We start from the raw sequence: 16719 nt of genomic DNA, 5'->3' as shown, positions 1-16719 counted from the left end.
GACACCCAAATCAAAATCCGCGGCTTCCGCATCGAACCCACCGAAATCGAAACCACCCTCACCACCCACCCCCACATCACCCAAGCCACCCTCACCACCCACCCGGACCACCACGGCACCCCGCAGCTGACGGCCTACGTCACCGCCGCCGGCCCGGACCCCGCGCCCTCCCCGCAGGACATCCGCATCTGGCTGCGCACCCTGCTCCCCGACCACATGGTCCCGGCCTTCGTCGTGCTGCTGGACCGGCTGCCGCTCACCCCCAACGGGAAGATCGACAAGCGCGCGTTGCCCGCCCCGCAGGCCGTCACCACGGTCGGCGGCCGCGAGCCCCGCACTCCCCTGGAGGAGACCGTGCGCGGCTACTTCACCGAGGCACTGGGCGCGCCCGCGCCGCTCTCCATCGACGACGGCTTCTTCGACCACGGCGGCCACTCCCTGCTCGCCGCCCGCCTGACCAACCGCATCGCCACCACCCTCGGCGTCGCCCTCTCCCTGCGCGACATCTTCCAGAACCCCACCCCCGCCACCCTCGCCCACCGCATCGAGACCGCACGGTCCGAGGCGGACGGCGCACCGGCCGCGCCCCGTCGGGCCCGCCCCGCCCTGCGCCGCCGCACCGGCACCGACCACGAACGGAGTTCCTCATGACCAGCACCGCCTCCTTCGACCTCGGCCACGACCTCGGCGAGGACGCCGACTTCCCGGCCCCGGCCCCCGACGATGTCGTGTGGGACCTGCCGGGCGAGGGTCCGCAGCGCCTCTCGCTGCTCGTCCTGCCGCACGCCGGCGGCAACGCCCACGCCTACGCCGAATGGCGCGAGCACCTGCCCGCCGACGTCCGGCTGCTGATCGGCCAGTACCCCGGACGCGGCGCCCGGTTCGCCGAGGAACTCCCCCGCGACATCGCGGACCTGGCCGGCCCGGTCGTGGCCGCGCTGCCCGCCGGGGTCACCGAGGACCTGGTGGTGCTCGGGCACAGCATGGGCTCGCTGGTCGCCTTCGAGGTCGTACGGCTCCTGCAGGCGGCCGGGCACACGCCGCGCCACCTCGTCGCCTCCGCGTGCCGGGCGCCGTTCCTGCCCAACCCGAGCGCGGTGTACCCCGAGCGGCTCGACGACGACCAGTTGGTCGCGGCCATCAAGGAGCGCGGGGGCACGGACGACGGGATCCTCGACGAGCCGGAGCTGCGCGAGATCATCCTGCCGTCCATCCGCGCGGACTTCGCCATCGACGACGTCTACCGCTGCGCCGACGAGGCGGCCCGGGTGGACTGCCCGGTCCTGGTGGTCGGCGGGGACGCCGACCCGGTGGTACCGGCCGAGGCCCTGGAGCGCTGGGCGGAGGTCACCGACCACGACTTCGCCACCCGGATCCTGCCCGGCGGCCACTTCTACTTCCAGCAGCAGCTGCCCGTCTTCTTCGACCTGCTCTCCGGGGCGCTCGGCGTCCACGCGACCGCCACGTCCGCGTAGCCGGCTCCGCGGGCCGGCCCCCGCGCCCCCGCGACCCGCCCGCCCCCTTCCGCCCCGAACTCCCCTTTCCCTTAAGGACCTTCCATGACCACCTTCGCCACCGCCCCCGCGCACACCGGGATCGATCCGGTCCGCGAGCCCGGCAAGCCCGTCGTCGTCCACACGCCGCAGGGCCTGGACCTCGACGCGGCCGTCGCCTGGGTGGACACCCACCGCGCCGCCATCCAGGCCGAGTTGCACCGCAGCGGCGCCGTGCTGCTGCGCGGGCTGCCCGTCGAGGACGCGGCCTCCTTCGCCCGGGCCCGGGACGCGCTCATCCAGCAGCGTGCCGGCTACAAGGAGAAGGCCACTCCGCGCACCGACTTCGGCGAGGGCGTCTTCTCCTCCACCGACCTGCCCGCCCTCCAGCCCATCCGGCTGCACAACGAGAACAGCTACACCCTCGACTTCCCCGGCGTGCTCCTCTTCGGCTGCGTGACCGCCCCCGAGGAGGGCGGCGCGACCACCGTCGGTGACATGCGCGAGGCGCTGCGGCTGCTGCCGCCGGAGCTGGTGGAGCGCTTCGAGCGGGCGGGCTGGCTGCTCGTGCGCAACTACTCCGAGCTGGCCGGGCTGCCCTGGTACAAGACCTTCGCGACCGAGGACAAGGCCGTGGCCGAGGCGTACTGCGACGAGAACGTCGTCGGGTACGAGTGGGTCGAGGACGACGACTCGATGATCACCCGCCAGCGTCGTTCGGCGATCGTCACCCACCCGGTGACCGGCGAGCGCACCTGGTTCAACCACTTCGCCTTCTGGAACGTGCGGACCCTGGACGAGGACATCCGCGAGGTGCTCGTGGAGACGTACGGCGAGGACGGCCTGCCCTTCAACACCTACCTCGGCGACGGCACCCGGCTCACGGACGCCGAGGTCGACGCGATCAACGAGGTCTACGAGCGGGTGACCGTACGGGAGACCTGGCAGCAGGGCGATCTGATGATCGTCGACAACATCCTCTGCGCACACGGCCGCGAGGCCTTCAAGGGCGACCGCAAGATCCTCGTCGCCATGGGCGAGCCCGTCGCGCTCGACGACTGCTCCCCCGCCACCCAGCCGTCCACCACCGTCTTCGGGAAGTGACCACCATGACCGCCGTACTCCCCGAGCGTCCCCGCACCCTCGACGCCGCCCTCCCGCTGCTCCTCTCCCTTGCCCAGGACCCGGCCCCCGCCGATCTGCTGGCGCGGCTCGCGCTGGTGCCCGGGGCCCGGACCGCCGTGGTCGCCGGTGACCGCGAGCTGGACTTCGACGCGCTGCGCGCCGAGGCCCAGCGGATCGCCGACCGGCTCGCCGCCCGCGGGATCGGTCCCGAGAGCGTGGTGGCGCTGTGCCTGCCGCGCGGCGCGGACCTGGTGGCAGCACTGATCGGCACGCTGACCGCGGGGGCCGCGTACCTGCCCGTGGACCCGAAACTGCCCGCCGAACGGCAGCGCTACCTCGTCGAGGACGCGGGCGCCGACCTGGTGGTCACCTCCGGCGCCGGCGCGGCGCCGCTCGCCGCGGGCGTGCCGCACCTGCCGGTGGCCGAGCTGACCGCGCCGGGCGAGGGGCGCCCGTACGCCCCGGTGGCCGTGGGCGCCGACACGCTGGCCTACGTCATCTACACCTCCGGTTCCACCGGCCGCCCCAAGGGCGTCGAGATCGGCCGCGCCGCCGCCGCCGCGCTGCTCGCCGAGCTGGAGGGCGCGGGGATCGCCGTCACCGACGGCGGGCGAGTCGGCTGGAACGCCTCGCCGTCCTTCGACGCCTCCGTGCAGCAGTGGGTGCGGATCTGCCGCGGCGACACCCTCGTCATGATCGACGACGAGACCCGCGCGGACCCGGCGCTGCTGGCCGCGCTGGTCGACGAACAGGCCCTGACCGACCTGGACATCACCCCCTCGCACGCCGATCCGCTGCTGGACCTGCTGACCGCGGACGGCGGGCCGCGCCCGCTGACCCTGCTGATCGGCGGCGAGGCGATCAGCCCGGCCCTGTGGCAGCGCATCGGGGAGCGCACCCGCGCCGGGGTGCTGCGCGCGGTGAACCTGTACGGGCCCACCGAGTGCACCGTGGACTCCACGGCGGGCTGGATCGACGGGGCGGACGAGCCCCACATCGGCTCCGTCCTGCCGGGCCTGCTGATGCGGGTCCTGGACGAGGAGCTGAGGCCGGTCGAGGTCGGCGGCAGCGGCGAGCTCTACCTGGCGGGGCCGCGCGTGGGCCGCGGCTACCGCCGCCGTCCCGGGCTGACGGCGGAGCGGTTCGTGGCCGACGCGGGGCGGGCCCCCGCGGGCGGTGGCCGGATGTACCGTACGGGCGACCTCGTGCGGCTGCTACCGGACGGCCGCCTGGGCTACCTGGGCCGGGCCGACGGGCAGGTCAAGCTGCGCGGGCACCGCATCGAACTGCCCGAGATCGAGGCCGCGGTGGCCGCGTACCCGGGGATCGCGGAGGCGGCCGTGGTGCTGCTGGACGACGTCCACGGAGCGCCGGGCCTGGTCGCGTACTACCGGACCGCCGCCGGGGGCTCCGCGCAGGCCGGGGCGGGCACGGTGACGGAGGCCGGGCTGCGCGAGCGGCTGGGCGCGGAACTGCCCGGCTACATGGTCCCCTCCGCCTTCGTGGCCCTGGAGCGCTTCCCCACCACGACCAACGGCAAGTTGGACCGCGCCGCGCTGCCCGCGCCGGTGGCGCCCGCGGCGCAGCCGGCCGCGGCGAGCGCCGGGGAGGCCGCCGAGCTGACCAGCTCGCAGCAGTTGATCGCCCGGGTCTGGGCGGTCGTGCTCGGTGCCCCGCACATCGGGCCCGACGACAACTTCTTCAAGCTGGGCGGTCATTCGCTGCTCGCGATCAAGCTGGTGTCCCGGGTCCGCGCCGAACTCGGCGTCTCGCTGCCGGTCAAGGCGGTCTACGCCAACCCCCGGCTGCGCGACCTCGCCGCCTTCATCGACACGCTCGTCGACGCCACCGCCGCAAGCCAGGACCAGTGAGGACATGACCGTGATCCCGTTGTCGTTCGCCCAGCGCAGACTGTGGTTCCTGGGGCGGCTGCACGGCCCGTCGGCCACCTACAACGCGCCGGTGGTGCTCCACCTCGACGCGGTGCCCGACACCGCCGCGCTCGGCGCCGCGTTGGCCGATGTGACCGGCCGGCACGAGGTGCTGCGCACCGTGCTGCCGGCGGGCGCCGACGCGGAACCCCACCAGCGGGTGCTGACGACCGCGGAGCTGCCCGGGCTCGTGGTGCAGGACTGCGCGCCCGGTGAAGTGGACCGGACCGTCGCCGGGTTCACCCGGCAGACGATCGACATCACGGTCGAACCACCGCTGCGGGCACGGCTGTTCGTGCCCGGCGACGGGACCTCGGTGCTGGTCCTGCTGATCCACCACGTGGCCACCGACGGCTGGTCCGTGCGCCCGCTGCTGCGCGATCTGGGCTCCGCCTACGCGGCCCGGCTGACCGGGACCGCCCCCGCGTGGCAGCCGCTGCCGGTCCAGTACGCCGACTACGCGCTCTGGCAGCGCGAACTGCTCGGGGACCCCGCCGACCCCGACAGTCTGGCCCGCGAGCAGTTGGACCACTGGCAGGCGGCCCTGACGGGCGCCCCGGCCGTCATCGCGCTGCCCGCCGACCGGCCGCGCCCCGTCGAGCCCTCGGGCCGGGGGGCCACGCTGACCGCGCGGCTCGACGCCGCGGCCCACGGCGGACTGCTGGCGCTCGGTCGCGGCCGGCAGGCCACGATGACCATGGTGGCCCGTGCCGCGCTGGCCACCGCCCTCGGGGCGGCGGGGGCCGGACAGGACGTGGTGATCGGGGCGCCCGTCGCGGGCCGTCCCGAGGAGGACCTCTACGACCTCGTCGGCTTCTTCGTCAACTCCCTGGCGCTGCGCACCGACCTCTCGGGAGACCCGGCGGTCGGCGAGCTGGTCGAGCGGGTACGGGACGCGGACCTCGCCGCCTACGAGCACGAGGAACTGCCCTTCGACCTGCTCGTGGAGCACCTCGCCCCGCAGCGCTCCCTCGGGCTGCACCCCTTCTTCCAGGTGATGCTGACCGTGGACGCGGGCGACGCCGCGGAGCCGGTGTCCCTCGGCAGCGGCCCCGGCGCGATCGGCGGGCGGCTCGCGGAGGTGGACCTGGCCGCCGCCAAGTTCGACCTGACCTGGTACTGCGCCCAGCGGCACACCGCGGACGGGCGGCCCGACGGGATCGACCTCGCCGTCCAGTACGCCGAGGACCTGTTCGACGCGTCCACCGCGCGCCTCCTGCTCGACGTCTTCGCCCGCACCCTCACCGCCTTCGCCGCCGATCCGACCGCGCGCCTGGGCCGACTCGACCTGCTCACCACCGAGGAGGGCGCCACGCTCGACGCGCGCCGCTCCCACCTCGCCGCGCTGGCCGCCCGCGCCGAAGCCGAACGGGCGGCCGCCCCCGGCCCCCGCGGCGCGCACGCCCTCTCACCCCGCGAGGAGATCCTCTGCGGACTCTTCGCCGAAACCCTCGGCCGCACCCACCACGACGGCGACGACAACTTCTTCCGCAACGGCGGCCACTCCCTCCTCGCCAGCAAACTCGTCAACCGCATCCGCGCCACCCTCGGACTCGAACTCGGCATCCGCGACCTCTTCCTCGCCCCCACCCCCACCACCCTCCACCAACGCCTCACCCACACCCACACCGGCACCACCCCCCGCCCCACCCTCACCCCCGTACCACCCCACCAACGCCCCGACCGCATCCCGCTGTCGGCGGCCCAGCGGGCCCTGTGGCTGGTCGGGCAGGTCGAGGGCCCGTCGGCGACGTACAACGCGCCGCTGGTGCTGCGTCTGGACGGCGTGCCCGACGCGGGGGCGCTCCAGGCGGCGCTGGGCGACGTGGTGGAGCGGCACGAGATCCTGCGGACCCGCTACGCGGCCGAGGGCGGCGAGCCGTACGCGTACCTGCCCGACGGCCCCGGCCCGCGGATCGACCTGACTTCCTGCACGCCCGGGAACCTCGACGAGCTGGTCACCGCCGCCGGTCGGGAGACCTTCGACCTGGCTACCCAACCGCCCCTGCGGGCACGGATGTTCCTGCCGGGCGACGGGACCTCGGTGCTGGTCCTGCTGGTCCACCACATCGCCACCGACGGCTGGTCCCTGACCCCGCTGCTGCGCGATCTGGCCGAGGCGTACGGGGCCCGGTCGGCCGGGGGCGCCCCCGGATGGCAGCCGCTGCCGGTCCAGTACGCCGACTACGCGCTCTGGCAACGCGAGCTGCTCGGGGACCCCGCCGACCCGACCGCGCCGGCCCACCGGCAGCTGGCCGAGTGGCGCACGGCCCTCGACGGGCTGCCGGCCGCGGCCGACCTGCCCGCCGACCGGTTGCGCCCCGCCGAGCCCTCCGGCAAGGGGGCCCTGCTCGTGGCCCGGCTCGACGCCGATGCGCACCGCGCGCTGGCGGCGCTGGCCCGCGGCAGCCGGGCCAGCCTCTTCATGGTGGCCCGCTCGGCGCTCGCCGCCGCGCTGGCCGCGACGGGCGCGGGCACCGACCTGGCCATCGGCACCCCGGTGGCGGGCCGCCCGGACCAGGCCCTGCACGACCTGGTGGGCTTCTTCGTCAACTCCCTCGCCCTGCGCACCGACCTGTCCGACGATCCCGTGGTCGGCGAGCTGGTCGAGCGGGTGCGGGACGCGGACCTCGCCGCCTACGACCGCGAGGACCTGCCCTTCGACCTGCTCGTCGAGCACCTCGCCCCCGAACGGGTGCTGGGACGGCACCCGTTCTTCCAGGTGATGCTGACCGTGGCGGACGCCGAGAACGACCGCGTCGCCCTCGGTCCGGTGACCGGCCGGGCCACCAGCACCGACCTGGGGGCCGCCAAGTTCGATCTGTCCTTCCACTGCGCGCAGACGCGCACGGCCGAGGGCGATCCGGCGGGCCTGGACCTGATGGTGCAGTACGCCGAGGACCTCTTCGACGCTTCCACCGCGCGCCTCCTGCTCGACGTCTTCGCCCGCACCCTCACCGCCTTCGCCGCCGATCCGACCGCGCGCCTGGGCCGACTCGACCTGCTCACCACCGAGGAGGGCGCCACGCTCGACGCGCGCCGCTCCCACCTCGCGGCCCTCACGGCACGGGCCGCCCGGGCCGCCGCGGAGGCCGAGGCCGAGCGGGCCCGGAGCTCCGCTCCCCGCACCCTCTCGCCCCGCGAGGAGATCCTCTGCGGACTCTTCGCCGAAACCCTCGGCCGCACCCACCACGACGGCGACGACAACTTCTTCCGCAGCGGCGGCCACTCCCTCCTCGCCAGCAAACTCGTCAACCGCATCCGCGCCACCCTCGGACTCGAACTCGGCATCCGCGACCTCTTCCTCGCCCCCACCCCCACCACCCTCCACCAACGCCTCACCCACACCCACACCCAGACCCAGACCCAGACCGGCGCCCACACCACACCCCGACCCACCCTCACCCCCGTACCACCCCACCAACGCCCCGACCGCATCCCGCTGTCCTACGCGCAGCGCCGGCTGTGGTTCGTCGACCAGCTCGAAGGACCCTCCGCGACCTACAACATCGCGCTGGTGCGGCGCCTGGACCGGGAGCTGGATCCGGCGGCACTGGCCGGGGCCCTGGCCGACGTGGCCGAGCGGCACGAGGTCCTGCGGACCGTCTACGGAGCCGAGGGCGGGGAGCCGTACCAGCGGGTGCTGTCCGGAGCCAGGCCCCAGCTGGAGCTGGGCCGCCCGGCGGACGTGTCCGCCGCGGTCGACGAGGCGGCCGGGCACGTCTTCGACCTGACGCGCGACCTGCCGCTACGGGCCTGGCTGTTCCTGCCCGAGGAGCCGACCGGTCAGCAGACCCTGGTGGTCCTGCTGCACCACATCGCGGCGGACGGCTGGTCCACCGACTGCCTGCTCGCCGACCTCGCCGAGGCCTACGGGGCCCGGCTGGCCCAGGCCGCCCCCGCATGGCAGCCGCTGCCGGTCCAGTACGCCGACTACACCCTGTGGCAGCGCGAACTGCTGGGCGACGCCGAACACGAACTGACTTACTGGCAACAGGCGTTGGCGGGGCTGGCGCCGCTGATCGACCTGCCGACCGACCGGCCCCGGCCCGCCGAACCCTCGGGCCGGGGCGCGGTGACCGGCTTCGCGGTGGGCGCGGACACCCACCGGCGCCTGACCCGGCTCGCCCACGAACAGGGGGCCACCCTCTTCATGGTGGTCCAGGCCGCGCTGGCCGCCGTACTCGACCGCTGCGGGGCGGGCACGGACCTGGCGCTCGGCACCACGGTGGCGGGGCGCGGCGACGACGCGCTGCACCCGCTGGTCGGCTTCTTCGTGAACACGCTGGTGCTGCGGACGGACACGGCCGGGGATCCGACGTTCACGGAGCTGGTGGGGCGGGTGCGGGAGGGGGACCTGGCGGCCTACGACCACCAGGACGTGCCCTTCGACCGGCTGGTCGAGCACCTCAACCCGCACCGGTCCGCCGCCCACCACCCGCTGGTGCAGGTGATGATGCAGTTGCACACCACGGACCCCGCGGCGCGGGACGCGGCGGCCCGTGGCCCCCTGTCCGGCGCGGAGCCGGCCTTCGGGACCCGGACCGCCAAGGCGGACCTCACCTTCGCGCTCACCCAGGAGCCGGTGACGGGGGCGGGCGGGCCGCAGGGCCTGACGGGCGTGCTGGAGTACGCCACCGACCTGTACGAGGAGGCCGGCGCGCGGCGGCTCGCGGAGCTGCTGGTGGCCGCGCTGGACGCGTTCGCGGCGGATCCGGCGCTGCGCGTGGGGCAGTTGGCCGCGCCGGCGGACCTGCGCGGCGAACGGCCGTGGGCCGGCGGCTACCGGATCGACCTGGCCCGGGTCACCGAGGTGCTCGCCGCGCACCCGGGGGTGCTGCGGGCCGAGGTGCGGGTGGCGGACGGACGGGTGGTCGCCGAGGTGACGGGCGCCGCCTCGGAGGCCGAGCTCCAGGAGTGGGCGGCGCGGCGACTGCCGGAGTACGCGGTCCCGGCGACGGTCCGCGTCCCCCGGGCGAACGCGCGGCGGCCCCCCTCGCCACCCGGCCCCGGGACCCCCGACCCGCTGCTCGCCACCCTGCTGACGCTCTTCGGCGAGGTGCTGGACGGGCGGGCGGCCGGTCCGGACGACAACTTCTTCAAGTTGGGCGGGCATTCGCTGCTCGCGGTCCGGCTGGTGAACCGGGTACGGGCCGAGCTGGGCCTGGAGCTCACCCTGCGGGAGGTGTTCCGGCACCCGACCCCGGCCGCTCTGGCCGCCCTGCTGGCGCGGGCCGCCGCCACGCCGCCGCCGCTGATCCCGGTGCCGGTCCCGCCGCCGCTGCGCCGGCGCACCCAGGGGGGCGCCCGCACCCGGCGGGCGTAGGGCCGAAGTCGGGGCGTACGGAAGGCGGGGATACGGCAGTTGCGGCGGCAGGCCGGTGGGCCCGGAGCTGCCGGGGGGACTGCCGTCCGGAGGGCCGGCGCGTACCTAGCGTGGGGGCACGGAGTCGAGAGGATCCTTCTCGCGGTCTCCTCTCCTCACCTTCCCCCTCGCCTGGAGGCTTCCGCGATGCCCTCGACCGCCCCTACCGCCGCCGCCGTCCCGGACGGCGGCCCGGCGATCACCCCGGCCCCCCGACCCGGCGCGCTGGACGGCTTCGACGCCGTCGTCGCCGCGCGTCCCGAGCGCACGGCCCTGGTGCACGGCGACCGGCGGGTCAGCTACGGGCAGCTCGCCCTGGCCGTAGCGCTCCACGCCGAGGAGCCGACCGGATCCGACGCCGCCGACGGGTGCGGCCGGCCGCTCGGCGTCGACGCGGTCGTCGCCCTGCTGGCCGCGCTGCGCACCGGCGGCGAACCGGCAGTCCGGCAGCGGGAGTACGGGCCGATCGGACCCGAGGACCGCGTCCTGCGGTCCGGCCCGGCGCCGCACGGCGTCGAAGGGATCCTCCCGGTCCTGGCCGCGGGCGCCACGCTCGTCCTGCGCGACGAGGAGACGCCGGACGTCCCGGGCCTGCTGGCGGGCGCCGCCGCACACGGGGCGACCGTACTGGACCTGCCCACCGCCCACTGGCGGGAGCTGGCCCGCGCGCTGGCCGCCGGTGAGGGCGAACTCCCGCCCGCGCTGCGCACGGTGGTCATCGACGGCGCCCCCGCCGAGCCCGAGGCCGTGGCGCGATGGCACCGGGCGGTGGACCCTGCCCGGGTGCGACTGCTGGACGCCCACCGGGCCACCGAGCAGGCGCCGACCCCGGCCCATGCCGAGGAGGCCGTCTTCGACGGGGTGGTCCTCGACGCCGAGGACCGGGTGCCGCTGTCGTACGCGCAGCGCCGGCTGTGGTTCCTGGGCGGCCTGGAGGGCCCCTCGGCCACCTACAACCTGCCGCTGGTGCTCCGTCTGAACGGGGTACCGGACCGGGCGGCGTTGGCGGCGGCCCTCGCGGACGTCGTCGAGCGGCACGAGGTGCTGCGGACCGTGTACCCGGCCGTGGACTCCGAGCCCTACCAGCACGTGCTGGAGGCCCCGCCGCTGCCGCTCGCGGAGCGGGCCTGCACGCCGGCGCAGCTCGCGGAGCTGGTGGCCCGCTTCACCGCGGGCACCTTCGATCTCGCCGGCCAACTCCCCTTGCGGGCGGCGCTGTTCCTGCCGGGCGACGACACCAGTGTGCTCGCCCTGCTGACCCACCACATCGCCACCGACGGCTGGTCCGTGACCCCGCTGCTGCACGACCTCGCCGCGGCCTACGGGGCCCGGCTGGCCGGGGCGGCCCCCGACTGGGAGCCGCTGCCGGTCCAGTACGCCGACTACACCCTGTGGCAGCGCGAACTGCTGGAGGACCCGGAGCGGCTGCTGGAGCACTGGCGCGGCGCCCTGGAGGGCATGCCGACCGTACTGGAGCTGGCGACCGACCGGCCGCGGCCCGCCGAGCCCTCGGGCGAGGGCGCCACCCTGGTGGCCCGGCTGGACGCCGATGCGCACCGGCGCCTGGCCGAGCTGGGCGCGGAGCACGGCGCGAGCATGCTCATGGTCCTGCAGAGCGCCCTCGCACTGGCCCTGTCGGCCGCGGGCGCCGGACCGGACGTCGCGATCGGCACCCCGGTCGCGGGGCGCGGCGACGAGGCCCTCGACGATCTGGTCGGCTTCTTCGTGAACACCCTGGTGCTGCGCACGGACACGGCGGGGGAGGTGACCTTCGCCGAGTTGGTCGAGCGGACGCGGGACGCGGACCTCGCCGCCTACGCCCACCAGGAGTTGCCCTTCGACCTGCTGGTGGAGCACCTGAACCCGGTGCGCTCGCTCGCCGCGAACCCCTTCTTCCAGGTGATGTTGACCGCGCAGGCGCAGGGCGCCGCGGACGCGGGCGTCCCGCTGGGCGGCGGGCTGACCGGTCATTTCGCCGAACCGGGCCTGGAGGCGGCCAAGTTCGACCTGAGCGCCTCCTGCGTGGAGCTGCGCGACGCCGAGGGCGCTCCGGCCGGTCTGGAGGTGTGGTGGCAGTACGCCACGGACCTCTTCGACGCCTCCACCGCGCAGTCGCTGCTCGACCTGTACGTGCGCACGCTCGCCCGGGCGGCCGCCGATCCGGCGTCCCCCGCGGCCGGGCTCGCGCTGCTCACCGAGGCGGAGGGCGCGGGCCTGGCCCGGCGCCGGGAGCGCCTCGCGGCGGCCGCGGAACCGGCGGCGCGGGAGGACGCGCCGGCGGCCGGGGAGCCCGTTCCCGAGGAGCTGGTGACGACCCTGTGCGCGCTGTTCGCGGAGGTCATCGGGCGCGAGCGGGTGGCCCCGAAGGACAACTTCTTCGTGGTCGGCGGGCATTCGATGACGGGCGTGCGGCTGGTCAACCGGATCCGGGCGGTCCTCGGGGTGGAGGTGCGCATCCGCGACCTGTTCCTCGCGCCGACGCCCGCCGGGCTGGCCCGCCGGCTGACCCGCGCGGCCGCGCCCGCCCCCGGCACCGCCCTGGCCCGCACCGGGGTCCGGGAGCGGCCGGAGCGGATGCCGCTGTCCTACGCGCAGCGCCGGCTGTGGTTCGTGGACCAGTTGGAGGGCCCGAGCCGGTCCTACAACCTGCCCTTCGCGCTGCGTCTGGAACGCCCGCTGGACCCCGCGGTGCTGGTGGAGGCCCTGGCGGACGTGGCCGGGCGCCACGAGGTGCTGCGCACCGTGTACCCGGCGGTGGACGGGCAGCCGTACCAGCGGGTGACGGAGCCCGGTCGGCCGGTGCTGGAGCGGGTGACGGCGTCGGCCGGGGAGCTGGAGGCGGCGATCGACGCCGCCGCCGGGCACGTCTTCGACCTGGCGGCGGAGATCCCCTTCCGGGCCTCGCTGATCGACGTACCGGCCGACGGGGCGACCGGACCGGCTCAGGTGCTGGTGCTGCTGGTGCACCACATCGCGGCCGACGGCTGGTCCGGCGGACCGCTGCTCACCGACCTCGCCGCCGCGTACGGGGCCCGCGCCGCCGGCGCCGCGCCCCGCTGGGAGCCGCTGCCGGTGCAGTACGCCGACTACACGTTGTGGGAGCGCGAGCGGCTGGCGGGGCCGGCGGCCGAGGCGCACGTGGCGTTCTGGAAGGAGCGGCTGGCGGACGCGCCCCCGGTACTGGAGCTCTCCGCGGCCCGGACCCGTCCGGCCGAGGCCTCGCACCGGGGCGCCGCGACCGCGCTCCGGCTGGACGCGGACACGCACGCCCGGCTGGAGGGGCTGGCCCGGGACCACGGGGCGACGCTGTTCATGGTGGTCCAGGCGGCCTTCGCGGCGGCGCTGACCCGGCACGGCGCCGGGACCGACCTGCCGCTGGGCACGGTGGTGGCCGGGCGTGACGACGAGTCGCTCGACGACCTCGTCGGGTTCTTCGTGAACACCCTCACGCTGCGCTGCGACACCTCGGGCGACCCGCGGTTCACGGAGCTGCTGGAGCGGGTCCGGGAGACCGACCTCGCCGCCTTCGCCCACCAGGAGCTGCCGTTCGACCTGGTGGTGGAGCGGCTCAACCCGGTCCGTTCCACGGCGCACCACCCGCTGGTGCAGGCCCTGGTGCAGGTGCACCCGGCGGAGTCCGGCATCCCGGCCGGGTCGGCGCTGGCCGGCTCCCCGGTGGGCTCGGACTCCGGTTTCACCAAGTTCGACCTGACGGTCGCGCTGCGGGAGCTGCGGGACGCGGACGGGACGCCGGGCGGGCTGGTGGGCGTACTGGAGTACGCGACGGACCTGTACGACGCGGGGACGGCGGGGATGCTCGCCGGGCACCTGGCACGGATCCTGCGGGCGGTGGCCCGGGACCCGCGGCTGCGGCTGGCGGACCTGCCGCTGCTGTCCGCCGAGGAGGAGCACCGGCTGGTCACGCGGTACAACGACACCGCGACGCCGCGCGCGGCGTGCGGCGTGGTGCACGAGGTGTTCGCGGCGCAGGCCCGGCGCACCCCGGACCGGATCGCCGTGTCCTTCGAGGACGAGAGCCTGACCTACGCCGAGCTGGACGCGCGGGCCAACTCCCTGGCCCGCGACCTGATCGCGGCGGGGGTCGCCCGGGACGGCGCGGTCGGCGTGCTGATGGACCGCACGCCGTTGCTGCTGGTGTCCGCCCTCGCCATCCTCAAGTGCGGCGCCGCCTATGTTCCGTTGGACCCGCGACTGCCCGACACCCGGGTGCGGATGATCATGGAGGACGTGGCGGCGGGGGTGCTGCTGACGCAAGCGGCGCACACCGGATCGGCTCCGGTGAGCCAGGAGGCCGCCGCCGGTGTCACGGTGCTCGCCGTGGACGAGCTGGCCGTGGACCAGGACGCCACCGACCCGGGGACCGCGGTCGGCGAGGACGCCCTGATGTACGTGATGTTCACCTCCGGCTCCACCGGCCGCCCCAAGGGCGTCGGGGTCACCCACCGCAACGTGGTCGAGCTGGTCACGGACCGCTGCTGGGACCTGGCCAACCACCGGCGGATGCTGGTGCACTCGGCGATCGGCTTCGACGCCTCGACCTACGAGCTGTGGGTCCCGCTGCTGGGCGGTGCGCAGCTCGTGATCGCCCCCGGCGACGGCACCGACGTCGCCGAACTCGACCACACCATCCGCACCTACGGGGTCACCGCCGCCTACTTCACGATGGGGCTCTTCCACATCATGGCGGACGAGGGCCTGGACACGCTCAAGCTCCTCGACGAGGTGTGGACCGGCGGCGACGTCGCCTCGCCCAGCGCCCTCCAACGGGTCCTGGACCACTGCCCCGAGACGGTCCTGGTCCACTCCTACGGCCCCACCGAGACCACCTTCGCCTCCCACCACCAGCGGATCGGAACGGACCGGCGCACGCTGCCCGGGGTGTTCCTGGGCGCGCCCCTCGACAACACCCGCGTCCACGTCCTGGACGAGCGGATGCGGCCGGTCCCGATCGGCATCCCCGGGGAGATGTACATCGCGGGCAGCCAGGTGGCCCGCGGATACATCGGCCGGGCCGCTCTGACCGCGGAGCGCTTCGTCGCCGACCCGTTCGGCGCGGACGGCGGGCGGATGTACCGGACCGGCGACCTCGTGCAGTGGACCCCGGAAGGGGAACTGCGCTTCATCGGGCGGGCCGACGGCCAGATCAAGCTGCGCGGCTTCCGGATCGAGCCGGGCGAGATCGAGGAGACCCTGGCCCGGCACCCGGGCGTCGGTCAGGTCGCGGTGGTGGTCCTCGACGACGGCCCCGGCGGCAAGCGCCTCGTCGCCTACGCGGTGCCGCGCGCCGAACACACCCTGACGGAGCCCGCGTTGCTCCGCTGGGCCGCCGGGGAACTGCCCGAGCACATGGTCCCCTCCGCGGTCGTCCTGCTCGACGCGATCCCGCTGACCGTCAACGGCAAGCCGGACCGCCGGGCGCTGCCCGCGCCGCCGCGCGCGGCGCGGCCCACCGGCCGCCCGCCGCGCACCCCGCGCGAGGAGGTCCTGTGCGGCCTGTTCACCGAGGTGCTGGAGGTGGAGGGGGTCGGGATCGACGACAACTTCTTCACCCTGGGCGGGCATTCCCTGCTCGCGGTGCGCCTGGTCAGCCGGATGCGGACCGTCCTGGGGTTGGAGCTGGGCGTGCGGGACCTGTTCCGCACGCCGACCGTGGCCGGGCTGCTCGGTGACGAGCCGAGCGGCTTCGACCCGATGGGGGTCCTGCTGCCGCTGCACACCGGCGGCACCCGCCGCCCGCTGTTCTGCCTCCACCCCGGTACGGGCGTGGGCTGGTCGTACGCCGGTCTCACCCAGCACCTGGGCCCCGACCAGCCGCTGTACGCGATCCAGGCCCGGGCGCTGAGCGAGCTGGGGCACAGTCCGCGGAGCGTCGAGGAGATGGTCGCCGACTACCTGCCCCGGATCCGCGAGGTCCAGCCGCACGGCCCGTACCGCTTCCTGGGCTGGTCCTTCGGCGGCACGATCGCCCACGCGCTCGCCGTCCGCCTGGCCGAGCTGGACGAACGCACCGAGCTGCTGGCCATGATGGACGTCCACCTGATGCCGACCGAGCCCGAGCGGCGCCGGATGACCCCGGCGCAGAAGCGGGACATGCTGGTCGGCGACGACGCGGACGTCCCCGAGGACGCCCCCTTCGACGTGGACGCCCTGATCGGTCTGGTCCGCTTGCAGGACCCGGTCCTGGGTGCCTTCTCCGACGGGGAGATCCGGTCCGTGATCGGTGCCTCCATCGACCACGCAGAAATCATGAACCTGTATTCTCCGCGCCCGGTCGCCACCGACATGTTGTTCCTCGGGGCACTTGAGGACGGGAAGACGGAAAACACTCTCGCACAGCACTGGATTCCCTATGTCGAGGGCAGTGTGGAGAACCATGTCATCGGAGTTCCGCACACCAGAATGGGCGAACCCGAACCGCTGGCCCTGATCGGCCGTATCCTTTCCGAGAAATTGAGGAGTCTGTCATGACCAATCCTTTCGACAACGCCGAGGGCAGCTTCCACGTGGTGGTGAACGCCGAGGGCCAGCACGCCCTGTGGCCCACCTTTGCCACCGTTCCCGCAGGTTGGGACGTGGTCTGGGCGGACGGTTCGCGGGCTGACGCGCTCGCCTACGTGGAGCTGAACTGGACGGACATCCGGCCGAAGAGCCTGGTCGCCCAGTACGCCTGACCACCCGTACCCATTGCACCCGCCGCCAGGCCGTGCCCCGCACCCCGGGGCGCGGCCCGGCGGCTTTTTGCGCCGCGATATCAGCCGTGATATCAGCCGCGGGACGAGCGGCC

The 16719-nt window shown here is 74.9% G+C and carries 7 protein-coding genes; all 7 read left to right on the top strand.

The window, feature by feature from the left end; genetic code table 11:
• A partial coding sequence (locus ACIBEA_RS39595; protein ID WP_399268443.1) for a phosphopantetheine-binding protein occupies positions 1-651 on the top strand: 651 nt, incomplete at its 5' end.
• Positions 648-1475: a thioesterase II family protein gene (locus tag ACIBEA_RS39590; RefSeq protein WP_399268441.1), complete on the top strand. Its 828-nt coding sequence runs from the start codon at positions 648-650 to the stop codon at positions 1473-1475. The genes ACIBEA_RS39595 and ACIBEA_RS39590, both read left to right, overlap by 4 nt.
• Before the next feature lie 84 nt (positions 1476-1559).
• Positions 1560-2597, top strand: coding sequence for a TauD/TfdA family dioxygenase (locus tag ACIBEA_RS39585; protein ID WP_399268439.1), 1038 nt, complete (start codon positions 1560-1562; stop codon positions 2595-2597).
• Positions 2598-2602: 5 nt separating this feature from the next.
• Entirely contained in the window at positions 2603-4489 is a 1887-nt protein-coding gene (locus ACIBEA_RS39580) for an amino acid adenylation domain-containing protein (protein ID WP_399268437.1), read from the top strand.
• Positions 4490-4493: 4 nt separating this feature from the next.
• Positions 4494-9875 (top strand): condensation domain-containing protein, encoded by a 5382-nt coding sequence (locus tag ACIBEA_RS39575; RefSeq protein ID WP_399268435.1) that lies wholly within the window; start codon positions 4494-4496, stop codon positions 9873-9875.
• A gap of 186 nt (positions 9876-10061) precedes the next feature.
• The gene (locus ACIBEA_RS39570; RefSeq protein WP_399268433.1) at positions 10062-16403 is read left to right on the top strand and encodes an amino acid adenylation domain-containing protein; all 6342 of its coding nucleotides are present in this window, start codon (positions 10062-10064) and stop codon (positions 16401-16403) included.
• Positions 16400-16606, top strand: a complete 207-nt coding sequence (locus tag ACIBEA_RS39565; protein WP_399268431.1) for an MbtH family protein — start codon at positions 16400-16402, stop codon at positions 16604-16606. The genes ACIBEA_RS39570 and ACIBEA_RS39565 overlap by 4 nt, the downstream gene beginning before the upstream one ends.
• Positions 16607-16719 lie beyond the last annotated feature (113 nt).

This window comes from Streptomyces sp. NPDC051555 (genome assembly GCF_044454405.1).
Taxonomy (GTDB): domain Bacteria; phylum Actinomycetota; class Actinomycetes; order Streptomycetales; family Streptomycetaceae; genus Streptomyces.
This window is presented reverse-complemented; position numbering and strand designations above follow the sequence as displayed.